We start from the raw sequence: 15,857 nt of genomic DNA, 5'->3' as shown, positions 1-15,857 counted from the left end.
GTTATTTTTTCTTGAAAAACAGTTTGGGGAACAATTCTTCCGGCTCCTTGCTACTAAAATTAAGCAACATTGTGGACTTGAAAAAACCAATTCCGTAACCTATGAATTGGATAATGGCAGCGTAAAGCGCCCAAAAGGCAATTTTCATGTTTCCCTCCTTGCGCAGAGCGTCCAAAAACAGAATTACGAAATAGAAGGCGTATAGGGCGATGGGCAAAACAATTCCGAAAAGGGCCAAAATAAAAGCCACTATCAACCCGAATATAAAAAGCGTCGGGAACCAATATGTAATGCGTGAGGTGCCAGGATGCCACTTGTTCAGGATGGGGCGTACCATCCCAAATTTGTTCACTTGGATATAAAATTTATTCCAGTCTATCCTGCGTTTGTGATACACGAAGGCATTGGGAAACAACCTGGATTCAAAACCCGCATTCCAGATACGAAACGTGAGATCTGGATCTTCCCCAGGGTGAATCCTTCCAAAACCACCAGTCTTTTCAAAAGCTTCCTTGGAAATCCCCATATTGAAACTACGGGGTTGAAACTTCCCGACCGATTTTTTTCCTCCACGGATACCACCTGTCGTTAAAAAAGAAGTCATTACATAATTGATGGCCTTCTGTACCTTAGTGAAGGAGGCATCGGCGGCGTCAGGACCACCAAAACAATGGACAAAATTCGCTTTCAGCTCTTTGTCTACTTCTGAAAGGTATTGATTGGGTAAAATGCAATCCGAATCCAAAATTAGGAAATAGTTTCCTTTCGCTTTTTGCATCCCAAAATTTCGGGAATCACCTGGTCCGGAGTTTTCCTTGAAGTAATACGAAATCTGGAGTTGCTCTTGAAAGTTTTTTATAATGGATTCCGAACTTTCCGAAGAACCATCCTCTACGATCACAACCTCAAAATCCCTTTCAAAATCTTGTTGTGCAAGACTTTGCAACAGTTCCCGAACTTCTTCTGGCCTGTTGTACACCGGAACCACAATGGAAAAGAATGCCTCCATATGAAATAGAAAAGCCATCCCTAAAAAGGATGGCTTTCCATAATATTTTTATTGATTACTTTGAAAATTCATCGATCACCTCTTGGCTTACACCGGTATTGGAGAACCCGCCATCATGGAACAAGTTCTGCATGGTCACCTTTTTGGTAAGGTCCGAGAATAGGGAAACCGTATAGTTGGCACAGTCATCCGCAGTAGCATTGCCCAACGGCGACATTTTTTCGGCATAGTTGATGAACCCATCAAATCCCTTAACCCCTTGACCTGCAGTGGTTGGAGTCGGAGATTGGGAAATGGTGTTCACCCTAACTTTTTTCTCCTTTCCGAAGAAATAACCAAAACTTCTGGCCACAGATTCCAAATAGGCTTTGTTATCGGCCATATCGTTGTAATCAGGGAAAGTCCTCTGAGCTGCCATATAGGTTAGGGCCACAATACTGCCCCATTCACTCATGGCATCCGTTTTATAAAGGGTCTGCATTACCTTATGGAAAGAAAGTGCGGACACATCCCAGCCTTTGGCCGTAAAATCGTAATTCTCATCAGTGTAGGCCCTGCCTTTTCTAACATTTACGGACATTCCGATGGAATGAAGGACAAAATCCAATTTTCCACCCAAAATCTCCATGGATTGCTCCACAAGGTTCTTCAAATCTTCTTCGCTGGTGGCATCGGCAGGAATAATCTCGGAATTGGTCTTACTTGCCAAATCCTTGATCTGTCCCATACGCATGGCAATCGGTGCATTGGTCAGTACAAACGTACCGCCTTCCTCATGAACGCGTTCTGCTGTTTTCCAAGCGATGGAATTTTCATCCAAAGCCCCAAAAATGATTCCTTTTTTACCTTTTAAGAGATTGTATGCCATATTTTCTATCAATTGTTGATTGTTCAGCAAAGATATTTAAACTATTTCGATTGTTAATCATTCCTAGCGGTATAGATTAGGGAGATATTGACTTGTCCTGCTTTCGCATCATTCTGAGCAAAGGAAGAGTCTCTTCCCTATTTACCGACACGAATAGCACAAATTAGCTCGAAGGCTTAGAAGTGGCTGTCACAATTTACGAATTATGTTTCCCCAACGTCAGCATTATGTCATTCTGAGCGAAGCGAAGAATCCCTTTCCTATTTACCGACACAAATTGCACGAATAGACTCGAAGGCTTAGGAGTGGCTGTCACAATTTACGAATTATGTTTCCCCAACGTCAGCATTATGTCATTCTGAGCGAAGCGAAGAATCCAAAATCCACTAGATTTCTCAATCAACACGTCGCGTTTCATTTCGAAATGACTAGTCTACACAAAAGGCAAAGTATTACTGCAAAAGCTCACGAGCATGGGCCAAAGCCGATTCGGAAAGCGATTTGCCCCCTAGCATTTCCGCCAATTCCCGAATACGTTCCTCCGAACTGAGTTGTTTGATATGGGTACTGGTTCCCGAAGCGCTTTCTTCTTTGTACACCTTGTATTGGTATTGACCTTTGGAGGCCACTTGGGGCAAATGGGTGATAGAAAATACTTGCATGGTACCGCTCATTTGCTGCATGATCTCCCCCATTCGGTTCGAAATTTCCCCAGAAACCCCTGTGTCTATCTCATCGAACATCATGGTAGGCAAGTTTTCGTATTGTGCCAAAATGGATTTGATAATCAACATGATACGGGACAACTCCCCTCCTGATGCCACTTTTTTGAGTTCTCCATAGCTGGAGCCCTTGTTGGCAGCAAACAAAAATATCAAATCATCTTTACCGTTGGTTTTAAAGGAGTTGGATGGATTTACTTCGATCTTAAAACTAGCTGAGGGCATGCCCAATGTAGCCAGATTTTCTTCCAACATTCCCTTCAATTTTGGTATGACAGCTTTTCTGGACTGGTGTATTTTTCCCGCACTGGTATCGACCTTAGTGGTCATTTGTGCTACCTCTTCATTCTTTTGCTTGATCTTGAATTCAATATTGGCTACGGCCTCCACCTTAATCGCCAATTCTTCCCGAATGGCAATTAAATTGGCAACGGAATCGGTATGATGCTTTTTCTGAAGATCATATAACTGTTGTAATTGTCCGTTTACTACTTCCAATCGTTCCGGATCAGCTTCTACAGAATCCTTCATCTGTTCAATCTCAGCGGCCACATCATCCATTTCAATGAGTACTGATTGAATCCGGTCACTCAACGCCTTGTAGGCTGGACCAAATTCCGATAGGGTCTGAAAAGCGCGTTTCAAGTCACCCAATCTTCCCAATAAGCCCAATTGCTCATCGTTCATCAATTGATAACCAGCAGATAATTGTTCCATGATCTGCTCCACATTACTCAATTGCTCATATTCCACCTCCAATGCCTCCTGCATGCCTTCCTTCAGTTTGGCAGCTTCCAGTTCTTCCAACAAAAAACTGTTGTAGTCATGTTCCTTATCGGCATTGGACTGAAAAGTCTCCAACTCCTGAAGTTCCTTGGATACTTTTCGCAATTGCGACAATAACCTTTGATATTCCCCAAGATTATCAGCATTGCCGGCCAACGCATCTACCACTTTCATCTGAAAATCGTTCTCTGTCAGTCTAAGGGTCTGATGTTGGGAATGCACATCCACCAATTGTTCGCCCAGCTCCTTTAGAACGTCCAGCGTTACCGGAGAATCATTGACGAACGCCCTGGATTTACCACTGGGCAGGATTTCCCTGCGCAGAATGGTCCTATCCTCATAATCCAGATCATTGTCAATAAAGAATTGCCGTAATTGGTATTTTGAAATGTCGAACTCCGCTTCGATCACGCACTTTTGCTCCTCATTTTTGAGGGATGAAAGGTCGGCGCGTTTCCCCAAAACCAAGGAAAGCCCACCCAATAGAATGGATTTTCCCGCTCCGGTCTCACCTGTAATAGTGGTGAACCCGTTGGTGAATGCAACGCTCACATCATCAATCAGTGCGTAATTTTGAATGGAAAGATTTGCCAGCAATTCTGAAGATTTTGCCGTAAAGATAAATCTCTTTTGTAGAAATGCACTAGTAATTTATCTCATTCCAGGTGGAGGAATAAAATGGGGCCACTTTGTTCAGGGTTTCCTTGAGTTTGACCATGTCAACTTTTGGCCCATCGGAAAAGACATTCTTGATTTCGTCCGATTTGGCATCGAAAAAGGTCTGGATCAAAAAGGCATTCGGCCTACGCTTGATCAAGGTTTCAAACAATCGGAGACTACCCGCAACAATCTGTTTGCCTGTGCTGTTGTTATCGGCAAGGATATCGAGGCCCTTTCTGTGGTAATTGTACATGGCCACCCGATATTCCCTAAAAGAATTGCTCAACAGATTGTCCACCAATTCAAAACGCGTTCTGGTTCCCGTTTCCTGGCTCCATCCACTATAGTTGGAACTTTGTGCTTGGGTTACAATATTTTGGGCCAATCGGTAATAATCGTTGCCCCCTTCCAATGAGAACGTATCCGCATCCAACCCTAGGATCACATACACATAGTACGAAATTACCGCGACCAAGTTGGAATCGAACGAATTGGGATTGTAAACCAACGGCTGGAATTCTTGGTATTGAAAATTAAAGGCATCGTCCTTATAATTGAAAACAGGACTTTCATAACTGGTATTGAAAACAGGTCGAGATGATTGAATTTGGATGTTGGCTTCGAAACGGTCCGATTCGTATTGGGTCACCGTGATGAACATCCGCGCATTGACCTTTTCGTTTTCACGGTAGACACGATTGGTCCATTTGTTCTTGTTGACAAAGTCGTTCAAGGAACGTTCCAATGTTCTGAAAATCTGCTGATTGGTCTGCCCAACCTGATCAGAGTTCACGGTGATGGCGCAGTTTAGTTCCTGAGCGGGAACTACTGTTGAAATCGCAAGAAAAAAAATGAAAATCAGTACGTTACGCATGGATTCTGGAGATGATTTCGTCCCAAATATCCGAGGCCACTTCGGGCTTCGTCTTCAAACCAAACGTTTTAATCTCCAAATTCTTATCTATAAAAGTAATTTTATTGGTAGTTCCCCCGAATCCTGCCCCATCATCTTTCAGGGAATTTAGCACGATGCCATCCAAATGCTTGCGTTGTAGCTTTCCTTTGGCATTTTCAAGTTCGTTTTCGGTCTCCAAGGCGAATCCCACCAAAAACTGGTGCTTTTTGATTTCTCCCAAGGATAAAAGAATATCAGGATTGCGTTCCAGTTCCAAAAACATATCCCCTTCCTTCTTCTTGATCTTTTCGCTGGCCACATGCTTGGGACGATAATCCGCCACAGCCGCAGCGCAAATGGCAATATCCATATCAGAATAGACCTTATGGCAGGCCTCATACATTTCTTGTGCCGATGTTACCCGAACCAATTGAATACCGGAATGTGTTATGGAGAGATGGGTCGGTCCAGAAACCAATACGACTTCCGCTCCCATATCAGCTGCTTTTTGGGCCAATTCAAAGCCCATGGCTCCTGTGGATTTGTTCCCCAAAAATCGGACTGGATCAATGGCTTCATACGTTGGCCCGGCCGTGATCATCACTTTTTTACCGCTCAATGGAAGTCCTTCGGCCAAATGTTTTTCAATAAACCGAACGATATTTTCAGGTTCGGCCATACGCCCTTCCCCATGCAAGCCACTAGCGAGTTCCCCTGATTCGGCAGGAATCATCACATTACCGTACGATTGCAGTTTTTCAATGGAGTTTTTGGTGGATGGGTGTTTGTACATGTCCAAATCCATGGCCGGGGCAAAATAGACCGGACATTTAGCGGACAAATAAGATGCTAATAGCAGATTATCACACACCCCGTTTGCCATTTTGGACAAGGTGTTGGCAGTGGCTGGAGCGATTAGCATGATATCGGCCCACAACCCTAATTCCACATGATTGTTCCATGACAGGGAACCGTCTTCCTCGTTCACAAAATCCATCAGAACGGGATTTTTGGAAAGGGTAGACAATGTGAGAGGGGAAACAAAAGAGCTGGCGCTCTGGGTCATTACTATTTTGACCTGAGCGCCAGCTTTTATGAATAACCTAACAAGAAATGTAGCCTTGTATGCGGCAATTCCCCCGGAAATACCCAAAAGGATTTTTTTACCGCCAAGCATCTCTTAGGCGTCTTTCTCTGTGTTTCTGTAATAGATTTTGTCTTCCAACCACTCTTGAACGGCCAAGGCGTGTGGTTTTGGCAATTTTTCGTAGAACTTGGAAACTTCGATTTGCTCCTTGTTCTCAAAAACTTCCTCTAAACTATCGCTGTAAGTAGCGAACTCCTCCAACTTCTCCAACAATTCCTTTTTTATTTCAGAATTGATCTGGATGGCTCTTTTGGAAGCAATGGAAATAGCCTCATAAATGTTACCAGTGCTGGTATCAAATTCGTTCCTGTTCAAGGTAACAGTGGAAACTGCGGCTTTAGTATTTTTCAAATCTTGCATATGCAACTGTTTAAAAACTTTTATTTTGAAATGGTAAATGCACTCAATTCTTTTTGGATTTTCTCGGCCAATTTGTCCGCATCATCCTTAAACTTCGACTCTGGGTAATACCTCATCAGGGTGTTGTACGACCCCAAAGCTTCGTTCAAACGCTCTTGTTTTTTGTCCAAAGTACTGTAAAAAGCCAAATTGGCCCAAGCCTCTATTCGGTAGTACAATGCTTCTTCCCTATAAACGGAACCCGGATTGTCCGTCACAAAATTATCAAAAGCCTTAATGGCCGAAACCAATCTTGGTAAATCCCAAGCACCAATTTTATTGTATTGCTTGGCAATTTCCAATTGTTTCTTTTCTTTTTTGGTGGTCAATTCCTTGGCCATGGCATTGGCTTCATCAAAATACTCGGAATCCGGATAATTGTTGATGAATACCTGCAATTTGGCTAGGGCTTTGTCCGTATCGGTTTGATCTAAAGAGAAATTGGGAGAAAGCATGTAGTAGCTTTTGGCTCCCAAGAAGGTAGCTTCTTGGATCTTCTCGCTCCTTGGGTAGGATTTTACAAAACGCTCAAACTGATAACCAGCCAGATAGTAATCCTTTGTCTTGAAATAGGAATCCGCGAAAAAGAACATGACGCGCTCCCCTTGTGGCTTACCCACATATTTTGGGGCTATCTGTTCGAACAGACGAACGGCCCTTTTGTAGTCCCCTTCGTTGTACAACTTTTCGGCCATATCATACTTGGGCCCAACATCGGTGTTCTTGAGCACCTTTTGGTACTCGCTACAGGAGGTTAGGAGAATGGCTGCGAAGCAAAGAAGGAGTATTGACCTCATTTTCAAAAACATTTTGCAAAATTAGTGATAATGAACGGATTTAAAAAAAGAATTTACCGCTCCCAAATGTAACGGGCAAAATGTGGTTCCTGCAAGGTTTTGGGGAACTTTTAACGAATTTTAAACATGTGCCTTGTCCAATGCCTTCAAGGACAAACCGATTTTATTCTTCAATGTGGCACTTGCTTCAACCAAGGGTAAACGAACGGTTGCGCTGGCCAACCCTAAGTTTTCAAAAACACTTTTGATGCCCGCAGGGTTCCCTTCCTCAAAAATTTGGTTCATGAGCTGGGATAAGCTATTGTGGATTTCATACGCTTCCTCTGAGTCACCCGAAAGCCCCAAACGGATCATATTGGAAAGTTGAGCCGGCAATCCTTGTCCCAAAACGGAAATTACCCCTGCCCCACCGGCCAATACAGTAGGCAAAGCAGTGATATCATCTCCGGAAATGACCATAAAACCTTCCGGTTTGTTTTGGATGATCTTATTGATTTGGGCCATATCGCCACAAGCTTCTTTGATCGCCACAATATTGGGAACCTCATGTGCCAACCTTAAGGTTGTTTCAGGAAGCATGTTACTGCCTGTTCTGGAAGGCACATTATATAAAATGATAGGTTTTGGAGATGCCTCTGCCAATGCCTTGAAATGACGGAAAATACCCTCTTGGGTCGGTTTGTTGTAGTATGGGGACACGGAAAGAACCGCATCAAAATCGCTTAGATCAGTGGTTTTTAATTCCTCCACCAAGGCCATGGTGTTATTACCCCCAATGCCCAATACAAGCGGTAGTCGACCTGCATTGGCACGGACCACCACATCTACAACCAATTGTTTCTCGGATTTGGACAAGGTTGCAGATTCGGCCGTTGTTCCCAACACCACCAAATATTCCACTCCACCCTGCACACTGTGCTCCACAATGCGCTCCAAGGCTGCCACATCTACGGACAGATCCTCGTTAAAAGGGGTGACCAACGCAACTCCGGTTCCTAACAATTGTTCCATTATATTTCGTTTAATACCTTCAAATATTTTTTTAATTCACTCTTAAAAAGCTTAAAATCTTTTATGGGAGTGTTCAAAATCAAATCATTGACCTTGGAATCTTGAGACCCCAATCCAACCTTCAACCTGGCCTGGGTTTTTACTGACAACAATTTCATCATCAAAATATCCTCATCATAATAGTTGATGAGCATATCGTATTCCCTACCTAAAAATTCCAGGGCATACCCATTTTCAATCTGGCCTTTCCATCCTAAGTCCCGATCAGAAAACATCTGGATGGCATAGGGGGAATTTTTATCGTATTCCCTTTTATAGCCAATAATCTTGATGGCATTCGGTCTTAGGGAAAATTCCTCTATCAACTCATAAAAGGCCTCCGCGTTGGAAAAGTGATCTACATCCACAATGCATCCCACACTGGTAATCCCTTTCTCCCTGGCCAAGGGCAAAGGAGGTTTTTCCATTTCCTCCTTTAAATATTTAAGCCCAGATTTAACCTTAAATTTGACCTGGAGTCCCTTTATAAACATATTTTTGTGCATTTTTACAAAGGTAATTAATCTACCAAGACGACTTAACAAAGATACGTACGTGAATGATTTAAAATTCAAACAATTTGTTGCAATTGTAACTTTTTGTTTTTTGGCTTCTTGTAAAAATGATACGGGAGCCCTTACCGAAATCCAGGGAAAACAGCTTCCCATTGATGCCTCGATCGAGGAGACCGATTCCATTTCCAGCTTTATTGAACCCTTCCGAAACCGAATAAATGAGGTATTGGACAGCACCTTGGCCATTGCGCCAAAATCATTGTTGTTGGATGATGGCGAACGCAATACCTCCATGGGGAATTTGATGGCGGACATTGTTTTTTCGGAGACCGCACCCATCTTTAAATCAAGGACCGGAAAGGATCTGGATTTTGTGGTATTGAACTATGGCGGGGTTCGTTCCATCATATCCGCAGGAAAGGTAACGGCGCGTAACGCCTATGAGGTAATGCCTTTTGAAAATTATATTGAAGTGGTGGAACTGAACGGCACCGCAGTGCGTAAGTTAATCGACTTTTTGACCAAGGCCACCCGCAGACATCCCATATCGGGCATGCAAATCGTGACCGATAAAAATGGCGCATTGGAATCAGTGAACATTCAGGGCAAACCTTTTGATGAAAGTCGAAATTATTACGTGGCCACTTCCGATTATTTGGTACAGGGCGGAGCCAGTATCGGTTTTTTTGATGATATGGTTTCCGTTACCGATACGGATTATCTGCTCCGCAATGCCATCATCGATTATTTTAAGAAAGTGGACACTGTACAAGCCGTGGTCGACGACCGCTTTATACAATTGGATAAATGAAAAGAAGGGACTTTATCACCAACTCAGCAGCCGCTTCAGCCTTAATAGGTATGGGAGGGCTTAGTTTGAATTCTTGCTCCAACATAGGCAAAAAACATATCACCATTCTGCATACCAACGATGTGCATAGCCATATTGACCCGTTTCCCGCAACCCATTCCAGTTATCCGGATATGGGAGGCGTGGCCCGAAGGGCAACATTGGTTCAGCAAATCCGTAATGAAAACCCAAATACGTTACTTTTTGATGCAGGGGATATTTTTCAGGGCACTCCATACTTCAATTTTTATGGAGGTGAACTGGAATTTAAACTGATGAGTAAGCTGAAATATGACGCCTCCACTATTGGCAATCATGATTTTGACAACGGAATTGATGGTCTTTTGGCCCAAATGCCCTATGCCACTTTTGACATGATCTCTGCCAATTATAACTTTTCCAATACTGTGATGGATGGGTACACCAAACCATTCAAAACATATCTAGTGGATGGTGTAAAAATTGGTGTGTACGGACTTGGCATTGAACTGGATGGCCTGGTAACCAAAAAATTATACAAAGAGACCAAATACCTTGACCCTTACGAGATTGCTTTGGACATGGAACGAAAATTAAAGGAAGACGAACAATGTGACCTGGTCATCTGTCTTTCCCATTTGGGTTATGATTACGAAAATCCTGAAAGACCCATGGATACACAATTGGCCCAACGTACCTACCATACCAACCTGATTATTGGGGGCCACACCCATACTTTTTTGGACAAGCCAGATGTGCGCACCAATAAGAACGGGGATTCCGTGTTAGTGAACCAAGTGGGTTGCTACGGGATTAACTTGGGGCGCATCGACTTTTATTTTGATGCAGATAAAAAAACCATTGCAGAGGGTGTGAGTATTGTGGTTTGAATCGTTCTGCCGATAAAGCTGAAAGGAAGCAACCATCTAAAAACTCATCTTTTTTTAGATGGTTGCCATATTTGTCTATTTTTTCTTTAGTTACATTTTTGGGAGTCACCAATAAATTCCCAACCATGATCAACAATTAGGCTTTCCCTAGAATTTGAAGAATCATCACTGCAATATTTCAAATCTAACACGCCAAAAACTAAACCATCCAAAACCGAACCTAATTGATCTGCTTGTTTTGACCACTCAATTAAGATTGATTCATAATTTTTAGTTGATAAGCGCGTTCCATCCAGCATATTTAGAATTGAAGATACTTGACCTATTTCCCAACCACCGAGATCTTGATTAAATGAAGAGGCATTCAAAAACATCGCTGTCATATCCGTGACACCGCTGACATCCCAATCGCTGATATCGCCATCAAAAGAAGAGGCTCCAGCAAACATAAAATCCATTGCACTAACCTTAGTTACTTCCCAATCTTTTATTTCACCTTTGAATGAAGTAACATTTAAAAACATATGTGACATACTTTTTACATGGCTAACATCCCAGCTATTCAAATCTGAATTAACAATTGTTGCGTCCGCAAACATGTAATCCAAATTGGTAATATTTGATAAATCCGGCGCATCTGTTGCCCTATATATCATCTTTGAACAACCTTGAAAAGCCCTATCTAGCGCCTGCCATTCCATAGTTCCCCATTTATCCAAAGAAACTAATGCCATACGGGACTCTTCTTTCATATCAACCATAACGATTGAAGGAAAGTCCCCTTGAATTACTACCTGATAACTGCCTGGCTTCTCATATTGATGTGTTGGGTTTTGAACGGCCAGAATCTCTTCTTCAGTGCCATCCCCCCAATCTATTGTATAATTATATTGGTATAACGCATTGGTTCCTATAGTTACCTCCTGCGCCTCAACTGTGGTTTTCCATGTGGTTACAAAGGATGGTAGTTCCTCCGCTTTAGTATCAATTATATTTTCAACCAAAATGGTAATAATTGCATCAACTTGTCTGTCGCCATCACTCACCGTCACCTTGATATCATGGTCAATCGCAGTTTCGTAGTCAAGATTTTTTCCCTCCTTTAAACGAAGTTCCCCTGAAGTTGACAAAGTGAACATGTCATTTTCGTTCAATAATATTTTAAAAGTCAACGGGTCGTCGTCAGGATCAGATGCCACTAAGGTGCCTATGACATGGTTGGCATCAATATCTTCCGTTGCAACAAACTCTTGGTCAATGAATATTGGTGTATTATTCAAGGTTTCTGGATCGTCCTTTCCACATGATATAACAGAAAGTATTACTAACAAAAAAGATAAACTTTTGATTTTCATTTTTTTCTTTGGTATTAATTACAGCCTAATATGCCCGTAATTTTTAAGAAAAAAATCAATTAGTTGACGGATGATTAGTTTGAATTGACGAGACACAGCTACCGATTAATCAGACCGTCAATGTTGATGTTGAATTCAGTCTTTTGAGATCACTAATCAAAGAATTGTTCAAAACTGACAACAAAAATTCAAATGATATCATTATAAATTTGCATCCACCAATTTGCGTAGCTCTTTATTCAAATCATACGCTGGAAATGGCTTAGAGGCCTGACTATACCAATAACTGGCATTCCACCTATCCCCTTCCTTTCGGTGTAAATAGGCGTGGATCCAACTGCCCATGGGCGAATGGATATCCTGCGCAATGTCATGGGAGGCCTCCCAATCCCCATTAGCGTCGTGCCACAATGCCTGTAATGGTAAGGACCAATGTCCCGGTGGTTTATCCGCAATTAATGATGCTTCAAATTCTTGATAGGATTTTGGTTTCATGACCCTAATTTTTGCATGAACTCCTCTTCTGAAATTATGGGGACACCCAAACTCTCGGCTTTGGTCTTTTTACTGGGGCCCATATTGTCCCCAGCAACCACAAAACTTGTTTTGGATGATATGGAAGAGGCCACTTTGCCTCCATTATCTTCAATGAGTTTTTTCAGATCATCCCTGCTGATATTTTCAAACACACCGGAAACTACAAAAATTTGTCCCTTAAGTTTGTCCGTCTGGTTTTCCAACTGCGCCTCGGAAAGGGAAAACTGCAATCCGTAGGTTTTTAACCTGTTGATGATTTCCAAATTGGTGGGTTCTGAGAAAAACGAGATGACACTCTCGGCAATCCGATCCCCGATTTCGTCCACGGCAACCAGTTCCTCTTTGGATGCCGCCATCAACGCATCGATATTTTTATAGGCCTTGGCCAATTTTTTGGCCACCGTTTCTCCTACATATCGAATTCCCAAAGCAAACAATACCCGTTCAAATGGAATGGCTTTGGATGCCTCCACCCCATTGACCAGATTTTCCGCTGACTTTTCCGCCATCCGTTCCAAAGGAACCACTTGCTCCTTGGTCAAGGTGTAGAGATCTGCATAATTGGCGATGAGCCCTTCCTTGAAAAGCAACTCCACCGTTTCACTCCCCATGCCTTCAATATCCATGGCCTTTCGTGAAATAAAATGCTGGATGCGACCCGTAATCTGCGTTGGACAACCGGTATCGTTGGGACAGAAATGTTGGGCTTCGCCTTCCTTTCTAATGAGCTCGGTGCCACATTCAGGGCAATGGGTGATATATTCCGTAGGCACTGAATTTGTTGGTCGCTTGGTAAAGTCGACACCAACTATCTTGGGAATGATTTCTCCCCCTTTCTCCACAAAAACAGTATCGCCTTCCCGAACATCCAATTTGGCTATCTGATCGGCATTATGCAAAGAGGCTCGTTTTACCGTGGTCCCTGCCAACAAAACCGGTTCTAGATTGGCCACAGGGGTTATGGCACCTGTACGGCCCACTTGATAGGTAATCTTGTCCAAAATGGTAGTGGCCTGTTCCGCTTGAAATTTATAGGCCAAGGCCCATCTTGGGGATTTTGCGGTGTATCCAAGTTCTTCTTGTTGTGGAATGCTGTTGACCTTTACCACTACTCCATCGGTTTCAAAGGGCATACTGTGTCTGTGCACATCCCAATAATCCACAAACTGCATCACCTCCGCTGTGGATGTACAGAGCTTGGCAACCGTTGGGACTTTAAAACCCCACTCCCTTGCCTTTTCCAACATTTCAAATTGGGACGATATGCCCAAATTGTTGCCCACAATACTATATAAAAGACATTCCAACGGCCGCTGTGCCACTAAGGTACTATCCTGAAGTTTCAAACTTCCAGATGCTGTGTTCCGCGGGTTCATATAGGGATCTTCACCAGCTTCAATGCGTTCTTGGTTCATTTTGGCAAAACCATCCAAGGTCAGGATAATTTCCCCTCGTATATCAAACTTGGGCGGGTAATTTCCCTTTAACTGTAATGGAACCGATCGTATGGTCTTGATGTTCGTGGTCACATCATCCCCTTGAAAACCATCCCCACGGGTAACGGCTCGGACCAATTTTCCTTCTTCATAAGTTAGACTGATGGAAGCACCGTCATACTTCAATTCACAAGTGAATTCCACTGGCACATCCCCCAAAATTCGTTGGATACGCTTTTCCCAATCTTCCAGATCTTCCTTGGAATAGGAGTTTTCCAACGAATACATGCGGTGTTCATGCACCACGGTCTCAAAATTCTTGGTGACCATTCCGCCCACACGCAATGTCGGCGAGGTAGGATCATAAAATTCAGGATGTTCCGCTTCCAATTTTTGAAGCTCTTTGAGCTTCATATCGAATTCGAAATCGGTTATGGAAGGCTGGTCCAGTACATAATATTTATAATTGTGTTCCTGGAGTTCTTCCCGAAGGGAAGTTATTTTTTCTTTGATGTTCATGTAGTCTTTGCTTTTAGCATTCGGTCGTTGCCAAAAATGTCTTTGCGCAGTTCAATTTCCGAAAAATTATGGGCTTTAAAAACACTCTTGGTCTCTTCACCCAAATATTGGTTGATCTCTAAGTAAACCAACCCATTTTTACTCAGATGCCTTTGGGCAAATTGGGCAATGGCCTTGTAAAAAATCAATGCGTCATCATCCGGAACGAAAAGGGCTAAATGGGGTTCATGCTCCTTTACATTTCTATGGATTTCTGATTTTTCTAAATCCCTGATATAAGGCGGATTGGAAACGATAATGTCAAATGGAAGTTCAATATCAAGTTGGGGATCCAAAATACTTTTATGGATGAATTCTATATCTACCTGATTCTTTTTTGCGTTCTCTTGGGCCACTTTTAGGGCCTCTTCCGATACATCCAAAGCATACACCTTGGCATTAGGAAGATTCTTTGCCAAGGCAATGGCAATGCAGCCGCTTCCGGTTCCGATGTCTAAAATTCTTATATGATGGTCATTGAGCGGAGTCGAAATGACGCTTCGGCTACGCTCAGCGTCCGAATGGTTTTGCTTCTTCAGAATATCTGATATCTGATCTCCGACTTCCGACTTCTGATTATTTAAATCATCCAAAACCCATTGCACCAGTTCCTCGGTTTCAGGTCTTGGAATCAACACATGTTCGTTCACCTTGAATTCCAAATCCATAAAATGGGCCACGCCCAAAATATATTGAAGTGGTTTTTCCTGTTTTAATTGGGCCAGCGTTTCAAACAAAGGCTGTTCTTCCTCCTTCGTCAAAACGATATCGGGTTTAATCGCCAGAATGAAGCGTTCCATGTGGAGGAAATGCTCAATGCAGCCGTAGAAAAAAGCATCTATTTCTTCTTTTGGATAGACGCCCTCCAAATCCTTTTGGAATATGTTTTTGACATCCCGAAGTAACATTACAATTGTTTAAGCATCCACACGGGGCAGGAATAATGACCGGTATTGCCCAATGGGGCATCTATGTACTCAAAGCCATTCTTCTTGTAGAGTTTTTGGGCAGCTTCCATGTACGGCATGGTTTCCAAATAACACTGTTCAAAACCGAATTCTTTGGCTTTTTCCAAACATTTTGAAATCATTTGGGAACCAATTCCCTTGCCCCGGGCTTCTTCCAAAAAGTACATTTTTTGCAGTTCGCAAACATTGCCTTCATAGTTTTGAAGTTGCGCCACACCGGCACATCCAATGACCTTTTCATCTACCTCCACTACAAAATAGGCCGCACGTGGCACATTGTAGGTGGAATACATATCGTCAAGGGCCTTGTCCGCGTAGGCAGTTCCCACTTTTGGAACCCCCATATCCTCAAAAACCTTGCGTATGACCTTGGCCACTTGTTCATTGTCTTCCGGTTTAATTTCCCGGATCGTTGCATTCCCCATAATGCCGTTTA

The 15,857-nt window shown here is 42.8% G+C and carries 16 protein-coding genes; 2 read left to right on the top strand and 14 right to left on the bottom strand.

The annotated features are described in order from the left end of the window. Position 1 precedes the first annotated feature (1 nt). From LKX84_RS03790 to LKX84_RS03750, 9 genes are all read right to left on the bottom strand, one after another. Positions 2 to 1,009 carry a glycosyltransferase gene (locus tag LKX84_RS03790; RefSeq protein ID WP_228236083.1) on the bottom strand — a complete coding sequence of 336 codons (1,008 nt, stop codon included), beginning with the start codon at positions 1,007 to 1,009 and terminating at the stop codon, positions 2 to 4. A 55-nt stretch (positions 1,010 to 1,064) separates the two neighbouring features. Further along, positions 1,065 to 1,877: an enoyl-ACP reductase gene (locus tag LKX84_RS03785; protein ID WP_228235779.1), complete on the bottom strand. Its 813-nt coding sequence runs from the start codon at positions 1,875 to 1,877 to the stop codon at positions 1,065 to 1,067. Positions 1,878 to 2,329: 452 nt separating this feature from the next. Further along, positions 2,330 to 3,982: a DNA repair protein RecN gene (gene recN / locus LKX84_RS03780; RefSeq protein ID WP_228235778.1), complete on the bottom strand. Its 1,653-nt coding sequence runs from the start codon at positions 3,980 to 3,982 to the stop codon at positions 2,330 to 2,332. A gap of 46 nt (positions 3,983 to 4,028) precedes the next feature. Continuing rightward, on the bottom strand, positions 4,029 to 4,919 hold the full coding sequence (locus LKX84_RS03775) for a DUF4835 family protein (protein WP_228235777.1): 891 nt from the start codon (positions 4,917 to 4,919) through the stop codon (positions 4,029 to 4,031). Further along, the gene (gene coaBC / locus LKX84_RS03770) at positions 4,912 to 6,117 is read right to left on the bottom strand and encodes a bifunctional phosphopantothenoylcysteine decarboxylase/phosphopantothenate--cysteine ligase CoaBC (RefSeq protein WP_228235776.1); all 1,206 of its coding nucleotides are present in this window, start codon (positions 6,115 to 6,117) and stop codon (positions 4,912 to 4,914) included. Before coaBC ends, LKX84_RS03775 begins: the two co-directional genes overlap by 8 nt. A gap of 3 nt (positions 6,118 to 6,120) precedes the next feature. Then, the gene (locus tag LKX84_RS03765) at positions 6,121 to 6,447 is read right to left on the bottom strand and encodes a DNA-directed RNA polymerase subunit omega (RefSeq protein ID WP_228235775.1); all 327 of its coding nucleotides are present in this window, start codon (positions 6,445 to 6,447) and stop codon (positions 6,121 to 6,123) included. Positions 6,448 to 6,467: 20 nt separating this feature from the next. Beyond that, entirely contained in the window at positions 6,468 to 7,295 is an 828-nt protein-coding gene (locus LKX84_RS03760) for an outer membrane protein assembly factor BamD (protein ID WP_410548864.1), read from the bottom strand. A gap of 108 nt (positions 7,296 to 7,403) precedes the next feature. Beyond that, complete coding sequence (dapA, locus tag LKX84_RS03755; protein WP_228235773.1) at positions 7,404 to 8,294, bottom strand: 4-hydroxy-tetrahydrodipicolinate synthase; 891 nt, start codon at positions 8,292 to 8,294, stop codon at positions 7,404 to 7,406. Beyond that, positions 8,294 to 8,827, bottom strand: coding sequence for a DUF6913 domain-containing protein (locus LKX84_RS03750; RefSeq protein WP_228236082.1), 534 nt, complete (start codon positions 8,825 to 8,827; stop codon positions 8,294 to 8,296). Before LKX84_RS03750 ends, dapA begins: the two co-directional genes overlap by 1 nt. A 112-nt stretch (positions 8,828 to 8,939) precedes the next feature. Here LKX84_RS03750 and LKX84_RS03745 point away from each other — a divergent pair, with 112 nt between their 5' ends. Both LKX84_RS03745 and LKX84_RS03740 read left to right on the top strand, forming a co-directional pair. Continuing rightward, complete coding sequence (locus LKX84_RS03745; RefSeq protein WP_228235772.1) at positions 8,940 to 9,659, top strand: 5'-nucleotidase C-terminal domain-containing protein; 720 nt, start codon at positions 8,940 to 8,942, stop codon at positions 9,657 to 9,659. Next, complete coding sequence (locus LKX84_RS03740; RefSeq protein WP_228235771.1) at positions 9,656 to 10,567, top strand: metallophosphatase; 912 nt, start codon at positions 9,656 to 9,658, stop codon at positions 10,565 to 10,567. The genes LKX84_RS03745 and LKX84_RS03740 overlap by 4 nt, the downstream gene beginning before the upstream one ends. An 86-nt stretch (positions 10,568 to 10,653) precedes the next feature. On the opposite strand, the gene LKX84_RS03735 is transcribed toward LKX84_RS03740, so the two are convergent. The 5 genes from LKX84_RS03735 to LKX84_RS03715 form a co-directional block, all read right to left on the bottom strand. After that, the gene (locus LKX84_RS03735) at positions 10,654 to 11,922 is read right to left on the bottom strand and encodes a BspA family leucine-rich repeat surface protein (RefSeq protein WP_228235770.1); all 1,269 of its coding nucleotides are present in this window, start codon (positions 11,920 to 11,922) and stop codon (positions 10,654 to 10,656) included. A gap of 201 nt (positions 11,923 to 12,123) precedes the next feature. Beyond that, positions 12,124 to 12,417 (bottom strand): hypothetical protein, encoded by a 294-nt coding sequence (locus LKX84_RS03730; RefSeq protein ID WP_228235769.1) that lies wholly within the window; start codon positions 12,415 to 12,417, stop codon positions 12,124 to 12,126. Beyond that, entirely contained in the window at positions 12,414 to 14,414 is a 2,001-nt protein-coding gene (ligA, locus tag LKX84_RS03725; protein ID WP_228235768.1) for an NAD-dependent DNA ligase LigA, read from the bottom strand. The genes LKX84_RS03730 and ligA overlap by 4 nt, the downstream gene beginning before the upstream one ends. Next, positions 14,411 to 15,361, bottom strand: a complete 951-nt coding sequence (locus tag LKX84_RS03720; RefSeq protein WP_228235767.1) for a N5-glutamine methyltransferase family protein — start codon at positions 15,359 to 15,361, stop codon at positions 14,411 to 14,413. The genes ligA and LKX84_RS03720 overlap by 4 nt, the downstream gene beginning before the upstream one ends. Beyond that, the gene (locus tag LKX84_RS03715; protein ID WP_228235766.1) at positions 15,361 to 15,846 is read right to left on the bottom strand and encodes a GNAT family N-acetyltransferase; all 486 of its coding nucleotides are present in this window, start codon (positions 15,844 to 15,846) and stop codon (positions 15,361 to 15,363) included. Before LKX84_RS03715 ends, LKX84_RS03720 begins: the two co-directional genes overlap by 1 nt. Positions 15,847 to 15,857: the final 11 nt, after the last annotated feature.

This window comes from Allomuricauda sp. M10, from assembly GCF_020782875.1.
Lineage (GTDB): Bacteria > Bacteroidota > Bacteroidia > Flavobacteriales > Flavobacteriaceae > Flagellimonas.
The sequence above is the reverse complement of the archived record's forward strand: the minus strand, read 5'-3'. Positions and strand labels throughout refer to the sequence as shown.